Source organism: Kineococcus gurbantunggutensis, assembly GCF_050871925.1.
GTDB lineage: Bacteria > Actinomycetota > Actinomycetes > Actinomycetales > Kineococcaceae > Kineococcus.
Map to the genome: position 1 here is coordinate 1 of NZ_JBJLSG010000103.1, position 17,843 is coordinate 17,843.

At 78.3% G+C, this 17,843-nt stretch carries 16 protein-coding genes; 9 read left to right on the forward strand and 7 right to left on the reverse strand.

What is annotated here, in order from left to right; all coding sequences use genetic code 11:
- Positions 1–55: 55 nt before the first annotated feature.
- On the reverse strand, positions 56–643 hold the full coding sequence (locus tag ACRYR7_RS17275) for a hypothetical protein (protein WP_432573363.1): 588 nt from the start codon (positions 641–643) through the stop codon (positions 56–58).
- Positions 644–1,497: 854 nt separating this feature from the next.
- Between ACRYR7_RS17275 and ACRYR7_RS17280 the strand changes: the two genes are divergently transcribed.
- From ACRYR7_RS17280 to ACRYR7_RS17290, 3 genes are all read left to right on the forward strand, one after another.
- Entirely contained in the window at positions 1,498–1,782 is a 285-nt protein-coding gene (locus ACRYR7_RS17280) for a hypothetical protein (protein ID WP_166611673.1), read from the forward strand.
- 116 nt (positions 1,783–1,898) lie between these two features.
- Positions 1,899–3,410: a mannitol dehydrogenase family protein gene (locus ACRYR7_RS17285; protein WP_432573348.1), complete on the forward strand. Its 1,512-nt coding sequence runs from the start codon at positions 1,899–1,901 to the stop codon at positions 3,408–3,410.
- A gap of 75 nt (positions 3,411–3,485) precedes the next feature.
- Positions 3,486–4,262 (forward strand): isocitrate lyase/PEP mutase family protein, encoded by a 777-nt coding sequence (locus ACRYR7_RS17290; RefSeq protein ID WP_432573349.1) that lies wholly within the window; start codon positions 3,486–3,488, stop codon positions 4,260–4,262.
- Positions 4,263–4,329: 67 nt separating this feature from the next.
- On the opposite strand, the gene ACRYR7_RS17295 is transcribed toward ACRYR7_RS17290, so the two are convergent.
- Complete coding sequence (locus ACRYR7_RS17295; protein ID WP_432573350.1) at positions 4,330–5,235, reverse strand: LysR family transcriptional regulator; 906 nt, start codon at positions 5,233–5,235, stop codon at positions 4,330–4,332.
- A gap of 77 nt (positions 5,236–5,312) precedes the next feature.
- On the opposite strand from ACRYR7_RS17295, the gene ACRYR7_RS17300 reads away from it, so the two are divergent.
- Both ACRYR7_RS17300 and ACRYR7_RS17305 read left to right on the forward strand, forming a co-directional pair.
- Complete coding sequence (locus tag ACRYR7_RS17300) at positions 5,313–6,629, forward strand: MFS transporter (protein ID WP_432573351.1); 1,317 nt, start codon at positions 5,313–5,315, stop codon at positions 6,627–6,629.
- Between the two features lie 94 nt (positions 6,630–6,723).
- A complete protein-coding gene (locus ACRYR7_RS17305) occupies positions 6,724–6,942 on the forward strand; it encodes a hypothetical protein (protein WP_432573352.1) in 219 nt (72 codons plus the stop codon).
- 7 nt (positions 6,943–6,949) lie between these two features.
- Here the strand turns inward: ACRYR7_RS17305 and ACRYR7_RS17310 are convergent, their stop codons facing one another.
- Both ACRYR7_RS17310 and ACRYR7_RS17315 read right to left on the reverse strand, forming a co-directional pair.
- The gene (locus ACRYR7_RS17310; protein WP_432573353.1) at positions 6,950–8,113 is read right to left on the reverse strand and encodes a TerD family protein; all 1,164 of its coding nucleotides are present in this window, start codon (positions 8,111–8,113) and stop codon (positions 6,950–6,952) included.
- Positions 8,114–8,158: 45 nt separating this feature from the next.
- Positions 8,159–9,958: a DNA polymerase gene (locus tag ACRYR7_RS17315; protein ID WP_432573355.1), complete on the reverse strand. Its 1,800-nt coding sequence runs from the start codon at positions 9,956–9,958 to the stop codon at positions 8,159–8,161.
- Between the two features lie 102 nt (positions 9,959–10,060).
- Between ACRYR7_RS17315 and ACRYR7_RS17320 the strand changes: the two genes are divergently transcribed.
- On the forward strand, positions 10,061–11,668 hold the full coding sequence (locus ACRYR7_RS17320; protein ID WP_432573356.1) for a methyl-accepting chemotaxis protein: 1,608 nt from the start codon (positions 10,061–10,063) through the stop codon (positions 11,666–11,668).
- A 69-nt stretch (positions 11,669–11,737) separates the two neighbouring features.
- Here ACRYR7_RS17320 and ACRYR7_RS17325 read toward each other — a convergent pair whose 3' ends face one another.
- Positions 11,738–12,499 carry a FadR/GntR family transcriptional regulator gene (locus ACRYR7_RS17325; protein ID WP_432573357.1) on the reverse strand — a complete coding sequence of 254 codons (762 nt, stop codon included), beginning with the start codon at positions 12,497–12,499 and terminating at the stop codon, positions 11,738–11,740.
- 161 nt (positions 12,500–12,660) lie between these two features.
- Here ACRYR7_RS17325 and ACRYR7_RS17330 point away from each other — a divergent pair, with 161 nt between their 5' ends.
- Positions 12,661–14,061, forward strand: a complete 1,401-nt coding sequence (locus ACRYR7_RS17330) for a GntT/GntP/DsdX family permease (RefSeq protein WP_432573358.1) — start codon at positions 12,661–12,663, stop codon at positions 14,059–14,061.
- 70 nt (positions 14,062–14,131) lie between these two features.
- Complete coding sequence (locus tag ACRYR7_RS17335) at positions 14,132–15,739, forward strand: gluconokinase (RefSeq protein WP_432573359.1); 1,608 nt, start codon at positions 14,132–14,134, stop codon at positions 15,737–15,739.
- Between the two features lie 55 nt (positions 15,740–15,794).
- Here the strand turns inward: ACRYR7_RS17335 and ACRYR7_RS17340 are convergent, their stop codons facing one another.
- Positions 15,795–16,322 (reverse strand): AMIN-like domain-containing (lipo)protein, encoded by a 528-nt coding sequence (locus ACRYR7_RS17340; protein ID WP_432573360.1) that lies wholly within the window; start codon positions 16,320–16,322, stop codon positions 15,795–15,797.
- A gap of 146 nt (positions 16,323–16,468) precedes the next feature.
- On the opposite strand from ACRYR7_RS17340, the gene ACRYR7_RS17345 reads away from it, so the two are divergent.
- Positions 16,469–17,098 carry an AAA family ATPase gene (locus tag ACRYR7_RS17345; RefSeq protein ID WP_432573361.1) on the forward strand — a complete coding sequence of 210 codons (630 nt, stop codon included), beginning with the start codon at positions 16,469–16,471 and terminating at the stop codon, positions 17,096–17,098.
- A 106-nt stretch (positions 17,099–17,204) separates the two neighbouring features.
- Here ACRYR7_RS17345 and ACRYR7_RS17350 read toward each other — a convergent pair whose 3' ends face one another.
- On the reverse strand, positions 17,205–17,468 hold the full coding sequence (locus ACRYR7_RS17350; protein ID WP_432573362.1) for a GlsB/YeaQ/YmgE family stress response membrane protein: 264 nt from the start codon (positions 17,466–17,468) through the stop codon (positions 17,205–17,207).
- Positions 17,469–17,843 lie beyond the last annotated feature (375 nt).

Sequence of the window (17,843 nt, forward strand, 5' to 3'; positions counted from 1 at the left end):
GCCCCGCACCCCGACCGGGGGTGCGGGGCTCCGTCGCGCCGGGGGCCCGGTCGGCTCAGGAGGCCGGGTTGAGGCGGGCGATGACGCCCTTGGCGGTCTGCCCGAGGCGGTAGGACTGCGTCAGGTAGGCGTTGCAGAAGATGTTGCCGCCGGCGAAGAAGGGCACGGTGAACTGCGCGACGCGCTGCTTCTTCTGCCACGCGGCCAGGTCGGCCGGGGTGGTCGCGGAGGGGATGGTGGCGTCCTTGACGCTCACCGGCTCCCCGCGCTGCTCGGCGGCCTCCGCGGCCGCGGCGATCTTCTTGCCGGCGTAGGCGGAGTAGGCGGTGGCCAGGGCGCCGCCGACGACGAAGCCGATCTTCAGCGCGCCGACGCTGCCGTAGCCCTTCTGCGCGGCGATGCGGTTGCTGCTGGCCGCGGTGAGCTTGGAACCGGTGACCAGCACGGTCGCGATGCCGCCCCACTGCACGGGCTGGAAGCGCGACCACGCCGAGGCGGCCACGCGGATGCGGTCGGAGCCGGACGTCAGGTCGCTGCCGGACTTGTTCACGCCGGCCACGCCCATCACGGAGCCACCGAACCACAGGGCCGAGGCGAGGTCGTGCACGGCCTGGGTGACGTAGCGGTTGTCGCTGCTGCTCACGGGTACCTCCGGGTCGGGACTTCGGTCGTCGTCCCTCCCCTTCCCCGTGGGCGGCCGTTCACACGTGCCGATCGCGCGGGGCTTGCCGCGGCGGTCCGCGACGGACACCATGGACCCCTCAGGTCTGCAACCGTGCCGGGCCGCCCGCCGGCGGGCCGCCCGCCGGCACGGACGTCAGGACCACCCGTGACGACCCGCTCCGCCCCCCGCTCCGCGACGGCCCCCGCCCCGCCCGCGACCCGCCAGCCCCTCGGCGCGGCGGTGTCCGCGGTGTCCGCCGGGTCCCGCTCGCGGTGGCCGGGGCCGGCGGGCGGGGCGCCGCGCCGCTGCGCGGACCACCCGCCCGGTGGGGGTTCGCTTGTGCTGCAACGGATCTCGTCCGCCGGCTCGTCCGCCCCGGGCGCCTCGTCCCCGCACCACCCCCAGGGGATCGGCCGCGACACCCCGGCGTCGTCGGGCGGCGGCAACACCCTCGACCACGCCTCCGGCGAGGCCGACCCGTCCCACCGCGAGGAGGACCCGCCCACGGGGGAGCGGGAACCGCGCGGTTGACGCCGCGGGGCGCCCCGGCCCCCAGCGGGCCGGGACGCTCCCGGTGCCGGGGAGCACCGGCGGTGCCCCCGGGGTCCTGGCGAGCGGTTCCGCCGGCGCCCCGGCGGTGCGCCGCACCCCCACCTCGGGGAACCCCGTCCCGCGCACCAGCGCGGCCGGCCGGTCCGCGCTGCGCAGCGCGTCCGGGGTCTCGGCCCCGGGCCGGTGCACCCCGCCACCGCCGCCCGGTGCCCGGCGCGCCGGCTGGCTAGGCTCGGCGGACGGTCGAACCGGGGCCGCGGGGCGAGGCGCGGAGGTGCGCGGTGAAGGTGGCGGCCAGCGGGACGTACGACCCCGGGGAGGGCAGCAGGCTGCCGGCCGGCGAGGTGCACGCCTGGGAGCCGGGGCAGAACCAGACGGCGTGCGGGGTGCCGCTGCGCCGGGCGGGGCTGGCGCGCTTCCCGCACGTGGACTTCGCCGACGCCGACCCGGTCACCGGCGGCAGCGCCGACGCGGTGCGGTGGGTGTGCCCGAAGTGCACGGCGGCCACCACGCCGCGCCGCCAGCGCGGCGGGCGGCGCTGGGAGCGCACCGACCCGCGCCCCTGAGGCGGTTTCGGGGGCGCGCGCAGCGGGTAGGTCCACGGTGCGGTCGAAACGCTGGGCCGCCGACCCGCGGTCGCGGGCGGCGACCGCCGTCCAGGCCGCCCTCCCCGGAGGACACCGTGGACCACCAGGACACCCCCGCCCCGCCCGCCCCGCTGTCGCCGGCCGTCGCCGGTTCCCCGCCGCCCGGTGTCGCCGCCCCCGGCTACGACCGCTCCGCGCTGGTGCCCTTCGTCGTGCACCTGGGCGTCGGCGGTTTCCACCGGGCCCACCAGGCGGTGTACCTCGACGACCTGGCCCGCCGCGGCGAGACCGGCTGGGGCGTGGTGGGCGTCGGCCTGCACAGCTCCCGGATGCGCGACGCCCTGGCCCCGCAGGACAACCTCTACAGCGTCGTCGTGCGCGGCGCGGAGCACGACGAGGTGCGCGTGGTGGGGGTCCTCGTCGACTACCTGTACGCCCCCGACGACCCGGAGGCCGTGCTGGAGCGGCTGGCCGACCCGCGCACCCGCCTGGTCACCCTGACGATCACCGGTACCGCCTACCCGGCCGACGACGGCGTGGACCCCTCGGTGCCCGAGGTGGCCGCCGACGTCGAGCGGCCGCACGCGCCGGGCACGGCGTTCGGCTACCTCGTGGAGGCGCTGGACCGGCGCCGGCGGCGCGGCACCGGCCCGTTCACGGTCCTGTCCTGCGACAACGTGCAGCACAACGGCGCCCGCACCCGCGAGGCGGTGCTGGCCACCGCCCACCTGCGCGACGCGCAGCTGGCGGACTGGATCGCCGCGGAGGTCGCCTTCCCCAGCAGCATGGTGGACCGCATCACCCCGGAGACCTCGCCGGAGGACCGCGAGGAGCTCGCGCGCCGGTACGGGTTGCGCGACCGCTGGCCGGTGGTCACCGAGCCGTTCTCGCAGTGGGTGGTGGAGGACTCCTTCTGCGCCGGCCGCCCGGCGCTGGAGCGGGTGGGCGTGCAGTTCGCCGAGGACGTCCTGCCGTACGAGGTCATGAAGACGCGCCTGCTCAACGGCGCGCACTGCGCCCTGGGGTACCTGGGGTCGCTGGCCGACTTCCGCACCACCGACGAGGCGATGGCCGACCCCCGGGTGCGCGCCCACGTCGAGGGCTTCCTGGCCGAGGCCTCCGCGCTGCTGCTGGACGTGCCCGGCATCGACCTGCAGGGCTACTGCGCCACGCTGCTGGAGCGCTTCTCCAACCCGCGCGTGGGCGACCAGCTCACCCGGCTGTGCCGGCGCGGCAGCACCAAGGTCCCCGAGTACCTGCTGCCCTCGCTGCGCCAGGCGGTGGACCAGAACCGCCCGCGCCGGCACCTCGTGCTGGCGCTGGCGACGTGGCTGCGCTACCTGCGCGGCGTCGACTACGCCGGCGAGCCGATCGACGTGCAGGACGCGCACGCCGACCGGCTGACCGCGGCGGCCCTCGCCGGCGGCACCGACCCGGGGCGGCTGCTGCACCAGCGCGACGTGTTCGCCAGCTTCGGCGACAGCGTGTGCCTGCACCGGGAGCTGCACGACGCGCTGGAGGCCCTGGAGGCGGGCCCGCTGGAGGCCGTGAGCGCCGTGTGCGGCAGCACCCCGGGTGCGCCGGCCGTGCGGGGTGCGGCGGCGTGACCCCGCGCGGTCCCGGGCCCGGCACGTGCGGGCCCGGGGCTGCCGCGCGGGCGCGGGCCGTGGCAGGGTCGGGTCGTGGACCCCGCACAGAAGGCCGCCGAGCTGCGCCGCCTGCACACCGACCCCGAGCTCCTCGTCCTCGTCAACGTCTGGGACGCCGTCAGCGCGACCGTCGTCGCCGGCGAACCGGCCACGAGGGCCCTGGCCACGGCCGGGCACTCCATCGCCTCGACGTTCGGCTACGCCGACGGCGAGCAGATCCCGCTGGACCTCGCGCTGGGCATGGTCGAGCGCATCGTCGTGGCCGCCGGGGACCTGCCGGTGACCGCCGACCTCGACGGCGGTTTCGGCAACGCCCGCGAGACGGTGCGCCGGGCCATCGGCGTCGGCGTCGTCGGCGCCAACGTCGAGGACCAGCTGCGCCCGCTGGCCGAGTCGGTGCGCGTCGTGCAGGACGTCGTGGCCGCCGGCGAGGCCGAGGGCGTGCCGTTCGTGCTCAACGCCCGCACCGACGCGTTCGTGCGCGGCGGGGACCGGCCGCGCGAGCAGGTGATCGCCGACGCCGTCGAGCGCGGCACGGCCTACCTGGAGGCCGGCGCCACGACGGTGTTCGTGCCCGGCGCCCTCACCGACGACGACGTGCAGCAGCTCGTCGCCGGCCTGGGCCGCGGCAAGCTCAGCGTCATCGGCTTCCCCGGCGTGCCGGACCACGCGCGCCTGACCGAGCTGGGCGTGGCGCGCATCAGCTACGGCCCGCTGACGCAGCGCGTGGCGCTGACCGCGCTGCAGGACGCCGCCCGCGCGATCTACGCCGGCGGCGGCATCCCCGAGGGCACCCGCGCCCTGAACTGAGCGGCGCGCCCGGCGGCCCGCACCCCGCGCGGGGCGGGCCGCCCGGCGGCGCGCCGCGGGGTCCGCCTCAGCCGGTCCCCGCGCGCAGGTGCGCGGTGCCGCGCACGACGGCCTCGGCGAAGGCCGCCACCGCCCGGCGCGGCGGGCGCGCGGTGCCCCGCGCCAGCGACAGCGGCCAGCGCAGCTCCTCGCCCCGCAGCGGCACCACCGCCACGCGGTCCTCCTCGCGCGGCACGAAACCGGGCACGAACCCCACGCCCAGGCCGGCGGCGACGTACTCCGGCACCGAGGAGACGTCCACCAGCTCCAGGCCCACCGCCCGGCGCACGCCCGCGCGCTCGAACGCCCCGTCGACGACGGCGCGGTTGCCGAAGCCCTCGGGGGAGTCGACCCAGCGCTCGCCGGCCACCTCGGCCAGGTCCACCGGTCCCCGCCCGGCGAGCCGGTGCCCGGCCGGCACGAGCAGCTGCATCGGCGCCTCGGCCAGCGGGTGCAGCCGCACCCCGGGCGGGGTGCGCCCGGTGGGCGAGACGAACGCCAGGTCCAGCTCGCCGGCCGCGACCGCCCGCAGCAGCCCGCGCGAGCCGTCGGGCACCGCGCGCACGCTCACCACCACCAGCGGGTGCGCGGCCTGGAAGCGGGCCAGCAGGCCCGGCAGGTCCACCAGCTGCATCGAGGTCAGGTTCCCCACCGACAGCGACCCGCGCAGCCCCGCCTCCACGTCGCGCACGACCTCGCGGGCGTGCTGGGCGGCGGCCAGCACCGCGCGCGCCTCGGGCAGCAGCGCCCGCCCGGCGTCGGTGAGCACCGCCGCGCGCGCGGTGCGGGTGAACAGCGCCGCGCCCAGCTCGCGCTCCAGCGCGCGCAGCGTCGTGCTCACCCCCGACTGCACCAGGTGCAGGGAGGCCGCCGCCGCGGTCAGGGTGCCGTGCTCGGCCACGGCGACGAACACCTCGAGGTGACGCAGCTCCACGCCATCATCGAAGCAGATGGGAGCGTTCGGGAACCATCGCTGGACCCGATGGGGACCGGCGGCGCACCCTCGCAGGCGTGAGCACCGCCACCCGCCACCGTCCCGACCACCGTCCCGACCGCCGCACCGACCGCCGCCCCGACCGCCGCCCCGCCCGCCGTCCCGCCGGCGCCTCGCGCCCGCACGGGCGGGGGTTCGTCCTCGTCGCCCTCGTCCTGGCCGTGGGCACGGCCTTCTCCACCGTGCCCACCCCGCTGTGGTCGCTGTACCGCGCGCACGAGGGGTTCTCCACGGCCGCGGTGACCGTCGCGTTCGCCGCCTACGCCGTGGGCGTGGCCGTGAGCCTGCACCTGGCCGGTCACGTCTCCGACCACCTGGGCCGGCGCCGGGTCCTGCTGCCCGCCGTGGCCCTGGAGCTGGCCGCCGCGGTGCTGCTGCTGACCGCCGGGCACGGCCTGGCCGTCCTGGTCGCCGCCCGCGTCCTCACCGGCCTGGGGGTGGGCCTGCTGACCGCCACCGCCACCGCGCACCTGGCCGAGCTGCACGCCGCCGCCCGCCCCGGCGCGCCCGGCACCCGCGCCGGCGTCGTGGCCACCGCCGCCAACTTCGGCGGCCTGGCGCTGGGCCCGCTCGCCGCGGGGTTCCTGGCGCGGTTCGCGCCCGCGCCGCTGACGACGTCGTACGCGGTGTTCCTCGTGCTGCTCGCCGGCGCCGCCGCCGCCCTGGCCGCGGTCCCCGAGACGGTGCCCGCGCGCCCGGGCCCGTACCGCTGGCGCCCGCAGCGCTCGACCGTGCCGCCGGCCGCGCGCGGGCGGTGGGCGGCGCTGGCCGCGCTGGTGTTCGCGGCGTTCGCGGTGTTCGGGCTGTTCACCTCGCTGGCGCCGGCGTTCCTGGCGCGGGCCGGGGTCTCCTCCACCGCGCTCACCGGCCTGGCCTCGGCCGGGGTGTTCACCGCGGCCGCCGTCAGCCAGGTGGTGCTGGGCCGCCTGCCCGCCGAGCGCCAGCTCGGCGCCGGTTCCGCGCTGCTCGCCGCCGGGGTGGGCGCGCTGGCGGGCGGGGACCTGCTCGCCTCGCCGGCGCTGTTCGCGGCCGGCGGCCTCGTCGCCGGCTCCGGCGCGGGCGTGCTGCTCAAGGGCGTGCTGGCCGTGGCCACCGCCCTGGCCCCGGCCGGCGCGCGCGGCCAGGCCGCCGCGGGGGTGTTCCTGGTCGCCTACCTGGGGCTGGCGCTGCCGGTGCTGGGCATCGGCGCCGCCGACGCCGCCGGGGTGGGGCTGACGACCTCGCTGCTGGTGCTCGCCGGCGCGGTGCTGGCGGTCCTGGCGCTGGCCCGGACCGCGTTGCGCCGCAGCACCGCCGGGACCGCCGGCCACCGCCCGCGCCGGCTCGCCCGGTGAGCTGAGCTCACCTACCGTGGTCGCACCGGCCGCTCGCGACGGCCGCCGCCTCGAGGAGACGGGGCCCGCCCGCGACAGCCGTCCCGGAGGAGCCGTGTCCACCCGGTCCCGCACCCGCACCGCCCGGCCCGCCACCGCGCCCACCAGCGTCGCCGACCTCGCGGTGACGTTCATCGTGTTCCTCGTCGTCGCGACCGTCCTGACGGTGGCGCTGGGGCACCTGTTCGGCAACTACCTCCTGGGCGCCGGGCCGGGCCTGCTGGTCGCGCTGGGCGTCGCCGGCGCCGGCGCGCTGGCCCGCCGGCGCGGCTGAGCGGCCCCTACCCGAAGAGCAGTTCGCGCGCCGGCTGGACGAGCTTGCGCACCGTGCGGCCCGAGCGGAACTCGCCCAGCGCCCGCATCGACCAGGCGGCGCCGTCGCGCACCACCGCGGCCATGAGCACGGCGGTGGTGTCCTGCGTGTCGCTGAGCTCGTAGCGCACCAGTTCCGCGCCGCGGTCGTCGAGCAGGCGGCAGAACGCGCGGCGCACCGCCGTGAAGCGCTGCCCGCCGAAGGAGTTGATGGTGAACACCAGGGCGTGCACCTCCGCGGGCAGGTCGCCCAGGCGCACCCGGATCTGCTCGTCGTCGCCCTCGCCGGCGCCGGTGAGGTTGTCGCCGCTGTGCACGATCGCCCCGCGGAAGGCCTCCTTGCCCATGAACCACACCTTGGCCAGGTCCTTCCCGCGCGCGTCGAAGGCGATGCAGGAGGCGTCCAGGTCGATGTTCCGCCCGCCCGCGGCGGGGTCCCAGCCCAGGCCGAGGACGACCGCGCCCAGCGGGGGCGCGCCGGTCTTCACCAGCGACACCCGCTGCCCCTTCTCCAGGCTGACCCGGCCCTTGTCCAGGTTCAGCGGGGTGCGCGCCGGTGCCGGAGCCGGTGCCGGAGCCGGTGCCGGAGCCGGTTGCGCGGCGGGCGGTGCGGCGGGGGCCGTGGGCTCGTCGTCGACGGTGATGCCGAAGTCGGTGGCCAGCCCCGCCAGGCCGCTGTCGTAGCCCTGGCCCACCGCGCGCAGCTTCCAGGCGCCCGCGCGCCGGTACAGCTCCCCGGCCACGAACGCGGTCTCCGCGCCCGCCTCCGGCACGTCGAAGCGCACCAGCTCCGCCCCGGCGGCGTCCAGCACCCGCAGGTGCAGGCCCGGCACCTGCCCGAACGTGCCGCCGTCCGCGGAGGCGGCCAGCACCACCCGCTCCACCTGCGCCTCCACCGCCGCCAGGTCCACCTCCACCGCGCCGTCGCGGCCGTACCGCACCGCGCCGGAGGGGTGGACGGGCTGGTTGTAGAAGACGAGGTCGTCGTCGGAGCGCACCCTGCCCGCCGCCGTCAGCAGCAGCGCGCTGGTGTCGACGTCCGGCACGCCCGGCCCGGCGTCCCAGCTCAGCACCGCCCGCACCGGCGCGGTGGGCAGTTCGGTGTTGGACCCCTTGGTCAGCTGCGTCGCCACGCACCCCACCCTGCCCGCCGCCGCGCGCGCGGCGCCAGCGGCCCGCTACTTCGCCTCCGACCAGCGCCGCACCACGGCCACGTCGGCGACGAAGCGCACCCGCTCGCCCGCCCAGCGCCGCGCCGCGTCCGCCAGCGCCGAGCGCAGCAGGTCCGCCGCGGCGCCCGCGCCCCGCTGCGGCACGTGCAGCAGCAGCTCGTCGTGCAGGCACAGCACCACGCGCCCGCCCGCGCCCGCGCCGGCCAGCCCCGCGCGCACCGTCGCCGCCCACGCCTTGAACAGCTCCGCGGCCGCGCCCTGCACCACGGCGTTGCGCGCGAAGCGCCCGCGCGCGGCGAGCACCTCCTCCGGCGGGTCGGGCCGCGCCTCGCGCCCGCCGCCGGTGCGCACCCGCCGCCCGCCCCAGGTGCGCACGTCCCGCCCGGCGCGCCCGTCCTCCTCCGCCGCGCGCAGGAACGCCAGCGCCACCGGGTAGGCGCGCTCCATGCGGCGCAGCGCCTCCCCGGCCGCCCCCGAGGTCTGCCCGTACATCGCCGCCAGCACCGCGACCTTCGCGGTGGGGCGGTCCACGCCCAGCGCCGCGGCCACCGGCGCGTACAGGTCCTCCTCGCGCGCGGCCGCGGCCAGGGCCGCGTCGCCGGAGACCGCGGCCAGCACGCGCGGCTCGACCTGCCCCAGGTCCGCGCGCACCAGCGCGTGCCCCGGCTCGGCCGCCACCGCCGGGCGCAGCTCGGCGGGCAGGCTGTGCAGCCCGGCCTGCGCGGTCATCCGCCCCGCGCCGCCGTCGGAGGCCGACCACGCCCCGCGCAGCCGCCCGTCGGCGCCCACGTGCCGCTCCAGCCAGGCGTAGCCGTACGTGGTGGCGGTGCGCTCCGCGCGACGCCAGCGCAGCAGCGCCTCCACCGCCGGGTGCGCCCCGAGCAGCCGTTCCAGCCGCCAGGCGCGGGTGTCGGGCAGGTCGAAGCCCAGGCCGCGCAGCGCGGCCAGCACGGCGGCGGGGTTGCGCAGGTCCACCGGCCCCAGCAGGGCGTGCACGGGCGCGTCGCGCGCGGCGCGGGCGGCCTCCTCGCCCGCCGGGCCCCGCGGTCGCGGGCCCACCTCCGCGGCCACCACCGCCTCGGCCACGGCCCGGTCCACCGGCAGGCCGGTGACCTCCAGCTCCACGGCCAGCAGCGCCGCGGCGGACTCGCTCCACGCCGTCTGCAGCGCCAGCGCCGGGGGAGCCGGGCGCGGGCGCGGGTCCGCCGCCCCCTCCAGCGCGCGCCGCTGCGCGGCGGCGGTGCGCAGGGCCAGCTCCGCCCAGCGCGCCGCGCGCCGCAGCCGCTCGGCGGGCTCGACCTCCGGGCCGAGCGCGCGCCCGTCCACCCACCCGGCGGCCAGCCGCCCGTCCCGCTCCAGCGGGCCGGAGCCGCCCTCCAGGGCGCCGTCCAGGTCCAGCAGGCCGGTGCCGTGCGCGGCGGCCCGCCCCGGCGCCGGCGCCGCCGGCTCGGGCAGCCCGTGCGCCGCCGCCCACGCCGCGCCGGGGTCGTCGCGCCCGCCGCCGGCCAGCAGGCGGTGCGCGGCCGCCACGTCGTGGCAGCGCGCCAGGTGCACGCCCGCGGCCACCAGCGGGCCGGCGGTGCCCGCCGCCGACCACCACGTCCAGCGCGGGTGCAGCAGCTCCTCCAGGTGCGCCACGAGCGCGGCCGGGTCCCCCGCCAGCGGCAGCGCCCCGCCGGGCGCGGCCAGCCCCACCCCCGCGCCGGGCAGCACCACCAGCCCCAGCGCCTCCCCGGCGCGCGCCCCGGCGCGGTGCAGGGCGCCCTCCGGGCCCGCGCCCCCGCCGCCGCCCGCACCGCCGTCCACGCCGCCATCCTGCCCGCCGGGCTCCAGGGCGCGGCCCGCGGTGCCGATGGGTCAGCGGGAACCCCTCCCCCCTCCCGACGGGTCCACGGAAGGACACCGCCCATGTCGTCCCTGCTGCGCCGCCTGCGCGTCGGCACGCGCCTCGCCCTCGCCTTCGGCGTGGTGCTCGCCCTGCTGCTCGCCACCGGCGCCGCCGCGCTGGCCGGCATCTCCGGCCAGTCGAGCGCGCTGGACGAGCAGCGGCGGCTCGGCCAGCTCGTCCGCTTCGTCGAGCAGCAGCGCTTCTGGAACGCCGACGTCAGCGGCTGGCAGGTCGCCTACGCCTGGGACTCCTACCGCCTCGGGGCCGCCCGGGCGGTCGACCCCTCCTCGAGCAACCGCGCCGGGTTCCTCGCCGACGAGGAGAAGCTGCGCGAGGCGCTCGACGCCGCCCCGGTGGAGCTGATGACCGCGCACGAGCGCGAGCTCACCGGGCGGCTCACCGCGCTGTGGGACGAGTACTTCACCTCCGACGAGCGCGCCGTGGAGCTGTACCGGGCCGGCGACCTGCGCGGTGCCGAGGAGGAGATCCTCGGCAACGGCTACGACGCCTACGGGGCGCTGCTGGGCCTCAGCGACGAGCTGACCGCGTCCGTCGACGCCCGCGCCGACGCCGCCGCCACCGCCGCCGACCGCGCCGCGCAGCGCAGCCGCACCCTGGTGCTCACCACCCTGGCGCTGGCCTGCGTGCTGACCGTCCTGCTGCTGGTGGTCCTCACCCGCAGCGTCGTCGGCCCGCTGCGCCGCAGCCGCGACGAGCTACGCCGCGTCGCCGGGGGCGACCTGACGGTGGCGCCCGTCGTCGACGGCGGCGACGAGTTCCGCGAGGTGGCCGAGGCGCTGGCGGCGGCCGTGGGCGCCACCCGCCGCACCGTCGCCGAGGTCGCCGGCGGCGCCCACGAGCTCGCCGCGATGGCCGACGAGCTCTCCGGGCGCGCGCAGGGCCTGGCCGAGGCCAACCAGCGCACCGCCGGCGACGCCGACCGCGCCGCCCGCTCGGCGGACGCGGTGTCCTCCGACGTGGCCACCATCGCCGCCGGCGCCGACGAGCTGGGCGCCGCGATCAACGAAATCTCCTCGGGCATGGCGCAGTCGGCGGCGGTGGCCCGCGAGGCCGTGGAGGCCGCCGAGGCCACCCGCGCCACCGTCGCCGAGCTCGGCGGGGCCACCCGCGCCATCGCCAGCGTCGTCGGCACCATCACCGCGATCGCCGAGCAGACCAACCTGCTGGCGCTGAACGCCACCATCGAGGCCGCCCGCGCCGGTGAGATGGGCAAGGGCTTCGCGGTCGTGGCCGGGGAGGTCAAGGAGCTGGCGCAGCAGACCGCCCGGGCCACCGAGGACATCACCCGCAAGGTCGCCGCCATCGAGCGCGGCAGCGACGACGCCACCGCCACCATCGGCCGCATCGCCGAGGTCATCGCCCGCATCGACGACCACCAGGCCAGCATCGCCGCCGCCGTGGAGGAGCAGACCGCCACCACCGGCGAGCTGGCCCGCACGGTCTCCGGCGCGGCCGGCGGGGCCCACGAGATCGCCGGGGTGCTGGCGGGCGTGGCCTCCGCCTCCGCCTCGGACCGCACCAGCCTGGAGCAGGTGCGCACCTCCGTGGAGGCGCTGCGCGAGACCTCCGGGCGCCTGCGCGCCGCGGTGGGCGCCTTCCGCGTCTGAGGGCGCCGCACCCGCGGGTGCGGCGGGGACGAGCGGGGGAGCGGGGCCGGTGCGCCGCCCGCCCCCCGCTCAGCCGTCCCCGGTGGCCTCCTCGATCGCCGTCTGCACCTCGGCGACGATCGCGCGCATCGCGCTCTCGGCCGCGGCGGAGTCGCGCGCGGCCACGGCGCGCGCCACCCGGGCGTGCAGGGCGCGCGCGGCGGGCTCGGGGTGCTCGGGCATGAGCAGGTGCTCGGTGCGCCCGCGCAGCACCTCGGCGACCATGCCGGACAGCGCGGCGAGCATCTCGTTGCCGCTGGCGCGCAGCACCAGCTCGTGGAAGGCGACGTCGGCCTCGCCGAAGGCGGCCAGGTCGCCGGCGGCGCCCAGGCGCTCCATCTCCTCGGCCAGCTCCAGCAGGCGCCGCGCCTGCTCGGGGCGGGCGCGGCGGGCGGCCGCGGCGGCGGCGACGGGCTCGACGCCGGCGCGCAGCGCGGTCAGCGAGCGCCACTGCTCGGCGCGCCCGGCCCCGCCCAGGCGCCAGCGCACCACGCGCGGGTCGAGCACGTTCCAGCGCTCGCGGGCCTGCACGGTGACGCCGACGCGCCGGCGGGTCTCGACGAACCCCAGCGACTCCAGCACGCGCACCGCCTCGCGCACGACCGTGCGCGAGACGCCGAAGCGCTCGGCGAGGGGTTCCAGGCCGAGCACGGAACCGGCGGGCAGCGCACCGGCGGCGATCTCCCCGCCGAGCGCGTCGAGCACACCGGTGTGCAGGGTCGGCGCACCGAGCGTCACCAGCGGGTTCCCCGGCGTCGTCGGCGGCGCGCGCACGGGGGTGACGTGGCGCACAGCGGGCTCGTCCGGGTCACCCGCGCATTGTCCCCGCCCCGCCAATGGTGATACGTACTACCAATCGACGCGCCGGTGCAGGCCCCGGCGCGTCCGCACCACCACGACCACCGCGGCGCAGGGCCGCGGCACCCGGCCCCGCCGGGGACGAAGGAGTCCGCATGAGCACCGCCCTCCTCGGCGCCGCCGCGCCGGGGGCCCTCGGCGCCGCCGCGCCGGCGACCACCGCAGGACAGACCCAGCTGGTGGTGGCCGCCGTCGTCGGCGTCGCCGTCATCGTCCTGCTCATCACCTGGGCCAAGGTCCACCCGTTCCTGTCGCTGGTGCTGGGCTCCGCCGCCCTGGCCCTGGTCGCCGGGACCCCGCTGGCCGACACCTTCACCGCCTTCACCAAGGGCCTGGGCAGCACGATCGGCTCCACCGGCGTCCTCATCGCCCTGGGCGCCCTCATCGGCAAGCTGCTCACCGACTCCGGCGGCGCCGACGCCATCGTCGACACCGTCCTGGCCCGCACCAGCGAGCGCAAGCTGCCCTGGGCGATGGCCCTGATCGCCTTCACCGTCGGCATCCCGCTGTTCTTCGAGGTCGGCGTCGTCCTGCTCATCCCCGTCGTCATGCTCGTGGCGCGGCGCTCGCAGGCCCCGCTGATCCGCGTGGGCATCCCCGCCCTGGCGGGCCTGTCCGTGCTGCACGCCCTGGTGCCCCCGCACCCCGGCCCGCTGACCGCCGCCGACTACCTCGGCGCCAACATCGGCCTCACCCTGGGCCTGGGCCTGCTCGTCGCGGTGCCCACCGTCATCGTCTCCGGGCCGGTGCTGGCCAACCGCATGGCGCGGATGGTGCCGATCCACGCGCCCGCGGTGGACCCGGCGGCCGCCTCCGAGGAGCGCGCCCCGAGGCGGCCGGGCTTCGCGACCACCCTCGCCACCGTCCTGACGCCCGTGGTGCTCATGCTGCTGGGCTCCCTGGCCGAGCTGTTCGTGCCCGAGGGCCGGCTGCGCGACGCGCTGGAGTTCTTCGGCAGCTCCCTGGTGGCGCTGCTCGTCGCCGCGCTGCTGTCGCTGTTCACGTTCGGCCTGGGCGCCGGCCGCGACCCGGCCGGCGTGCGCACGCAGGTGGAGCGCTCCTTCGGCCCCATCGCCGCGATCCTGCTCATCGTCGGCGCCGGCGGCGGGTTCAAGCAGACCCTGGTGGACTCCGGCGTCGCCGACGTCATCGCCGCCGGGGTCAACGGCCTGCCCGTCTCCCCGCTGCTGGCCGGCTGGGTCATCGCCGTGTGCGTGCGCCTGGCCACCGGCTCGGCGACGGTGGCCACCGTGACCGCCGCGGGCATCATGGTCCCCATCGCCGGCGGCCTGTCGCCCACCCACGACGCGCTGCTGGTGCTCGCCGTCGGCGCCGGCTCGGTGTTCCTCTCGCACGTCAACGACGCCGGGTTCTGGCTCATCAAGGAGTACTTCGGCATGACGATCGGTCAGACGCTTCGCACCTGGAGCCTCATGGAGTGCGTCCTGTCCGTCGTCGCGCTGGCCTGCGTCATGCTGCTCAGCCTCGTGCTGTAGCGAGCGGCCGGGCCGGGCCCGGCCGGCGAGACCCGAGCAGGAACCCGACCACGCGAGGAGACCCGCAGCGGTGAACCGGACCAGCACCCCCGTCGTGCTCGGCGTCGACCTGGGCACCACCTCCACCAAGGTCGTCGCCTTCGACGCCGCCGGCCGCGAGCGCGCCGCGGCCGGCGCCGGGTACGCCCTGCGCGAACCCGCCCCCGGGCACGTCGAGCTGGGCGCCGAGGACGTGCTCTCCGCCGCCCTGCGCGCCACCCGCGACGCCGCCGCCCGCGCCCGCGCCGCCGGCTGCACCGTGGCCGGCGTCTCCTTCTCCTCCGCCATGCACTCCCTCGTCGGGGTCGGCGCGGGCGGGGAGCTGCTGACGCAGGTCATCACCTGGGCCGACACCCGCGCCACCGAGGAGGCCGAGGAGCTGCGGCCCACCGACCTCGGCCGCGCCCTGCACCGCGCCACCGGCACGCCCGTGCACCCGATGTCCCCGCTGGTCAAGCTCGTGCACCTGCAGCGGCACGAGCCGGAGCTGTTCGCCGCCGCCCGCCGCTGGGTGCAGGTCAAGGACCTGCTCGTGCGGCGCCTGACGGGCACCTGGGTCACCGACCGCTCCACCGCCTCCGCCACCGGCCTGCTCGACCTGGCCACCGGCGACTGGTCCGGCCAGGCGCTGCGCGTGGCCGGGGTCAGCCCGGTGCAGCTGCCGCCGGTCGCGCCCGTCACCGGCCTGGTCGGCACCCTGACCCCCGCCGCCGCCGCCGAGCTGGACCTGCCCGAGCGCACCCCGGTGTTCGCCGGCGGCGCCGACGGGCCCCTGGCGAACCTCGGCGTGGGCGCCGTCGTGCCCGGCACCGCCGCGCTGTCCATCGGCACCTCCGGCGCGCTGCGCGTGGCCGCGCGCGCCCCCCGCGTCGACGCCGAGGGCCGCACGTTCTGCTACTCCCTCACCGACGACCTGTGGGTCGTCGGCGGCGCCACCACCAACGGCGGCGTCGTGCTGCGCTGGCTGGCCGAGAACCTCGTGCCCGACCTGACGTTCGTGGCCGGCGAGCTCGGCGACGTGCCGGAGGAACCGCTGCTCGACCTCGCCGCGCAGGTGCCCGCCGGCGCCGAGGGGCTGCTGGTGCTGCCGCACCTGCTCAGCGAGCGGGCCCCGCAGTGGAGCGCCCTGACCAGCGGCGTGGTCGTCGGCCTGCAGCGCCGGCACGGCCGCCGGCACGTCGTGCGCGCCGCGCTGGAGGGCGTGTGCCAGCAGCTCGCCCTCGTCGCCGACTCCGTCGAGCACGCCGGCTCGGAGATCACCGAGATCCGCGCCACCGGGGGTTTCGCGCGCAGCGCGCTGTGGCGGCAGGTGCTCGCCGACGTCCTGGGCCGGCCGCTGTCCTTCGCCGCCGGCGGGCAGGAGGGTTCCAGCTTCGGCGCCGCCCTCGTCGGCCACCACGCGCTGGGCAACCTCGACATGCTCGAGGCCTCCCGGCGCGAGGTGCGCATCGGCGAGGTCGTCGAACCCGGCGCCGACGCCGCCGTCCACGCCCGCCTGCGCCCGGTGTTCGCGGCGCTGACCACGGCGCTGGCGCCGACGTTCCGGGCCCTGCGGGAGTTCACCGCCGACGGCGCCGCGCACCCCGAACCCGACCCCCGGCCCGCAACCGAACCCGAACCCGAGCTCGACGAAGACTGAGCGCGGGCGGCAGCCCACCCGCCGCGCCGCCGGAGGGGACGGCGCGGCGGGTCCCTCACCACCGGTGCGCCACGTCCACCACGAGCCGCGAACCGGCACCCGGCCCGTCCAGGGTGAGCACCCGGAACGGCAACCGGGCGCGCACGCCCAGCCCGAACGTCGTCTGGCCCTCGAAGGAACCGGCCCACGCCACCTGCCGGAACGTGCGGTACCCGCGCACGTCGGCCGGTTCCCCGTCCGGCAGGAAGAACGCGTCGGTGGCCGCGACCGGTTCCACGACGACCACCTCCAGCCTCGCCCCGCCGCGCAGCGGGACCACGTCGCCGGAACCGTCGAAGCGCACCTGGTCGACGTAGCGCACGAAGTACCCGTCGCCGCGCCCGGCAACGTCGACCACGAACCGGTCGAAGCAGGCGTGCGCGCCGGTGCGCACGCCCACGACCTCCCCCTGGCGCACCGACGGCGCGACCTCGGGCAGCGAACCCCAGCCGGCCGGGCAGCCCGCCCGCGCCGCGGCGGGCGGTGCCAGGCCCACCAGGGCCGCACCCAGGAGCAGGGACACCAGTGCCGCCGACCGCTCCACCGCGGCCTCCTCCCGTGGGGACGGCACCGTGCCGTCCGGCCACCGCACCCATCGTCCTCCCGCGCCGCCCGGCGCGGGAGGGTTTTCCGCCCCGCCCGCCCGGCGCGGGGTTCCCGCCCCGGTCGCGGCGCCGTAGCGTGCACGCCGTGATCGTCTGGCTCAACGGGCCGTTCGGCGGCGGCAAGACGCAGGTCGCGCACGAGCTGCACCGCAGGCTGCCCGGCAGCGTCGTGTGCGACCCCGAGCAGGTCGGCTACGGCCTGCACCGGGCCCTGCCGCCGGCGCTGCGCGGGGACTTCCAGGACCTGCGCGCCTGGCGCAGCGGCGTGGTGGAGGTGCTGGGGCTGGCCGACGCGCACCGGGACGGCGCGGTGCTGGTGCCGATGACGGTGGTGGAACCGGAGTACCTGGACCAGACGGTGGGGGAGCTGCGCCGGCGCGGCGCCGACGTGCGGCACGTCGCGCTGCTGGCCCGGCCGGAGACGGTGCGCCGCCGGCTGCGGGGACGCTCCCTGGGGCGCCCGCTCGCCGCGGCCACGGCCCGCACCGGGTGGGCGCCGGGGGAGTCGTTCGCCCTGGCGAACCTCGACCGCTGCCTGCACCGGCTGCGCGGGCCTGAGTTCGCCGAGCACCTGCGCACCGACGACCTCGACGTCCCCGCCGTCGCCGAGCGCGCCGCACGGCTGTGCGGGCTGGACCTGCTGCCGCCCGCCGGGCCGCTGCGCCGCCGGGCGCAGCAGCGGTGGACGGCGCTGCGGCACGTGCACGTGCGCTGAAGCGCCCGCACGCGGCGGCGGGCCGGTCCCCCGAGGGGGACCGGCCCGCCGGCGGCCCTCACGGGCCCGGTTTCGCCGGTGGCCCCGGTCGCCCGGGGCGCGGGTTTCAGCGGCGGCGGCCCGACAGCGAACCGACGACGGTCACGCCGACGGCGGCCACGGCGACCTGGAGGACCAGTTCGATCCAGTCGATGCCGTTCGTGGTCGCGACACCGATCGCGTTGGCCAGGAACGTGCCGATGACCGCGGCGACGATGCCGACCAGGATCGTCAGCAGGATCGAGATGTTCTGCCGTCCGGGCAGCACCAGCCGCGCGAGCGCGCCGATGATCAGCCCGATGACGATGGCGGAGATGATGGCACTGAGCACGGGGAACTCCTCGTTCGTCGGGACCCGGGTGCGCGGTCCGTCACCCGCTGGCGGGTGGAGCGGCGACCGCTGCCGGGGGCTCTCCCCGGCGTCCGGATCGGTCACCTCTGCTCGATGACGCCCCACGAGGTAACCACCGGGGAGCACCTTCCGCACGGCGAGATCGTCCCCGCACGGCCCGGCCGGGGTGTTCATCGCTGCCGGTGAACCCGTGGACCCGCTGCGTAGCGTTTCGTGACGACGGTGCCCGCGCCGCCCGGCGGAGTTCCCCCTCCCCCACCCCCCTGGGGGGGGGGGGGGCGTGGGGGCTGTCGGGGTGGGTGCGGTGGGTGGGGGGGGGGGGGGGGGGGGGGGGGGGCGGGGCGGGGGCGGGGG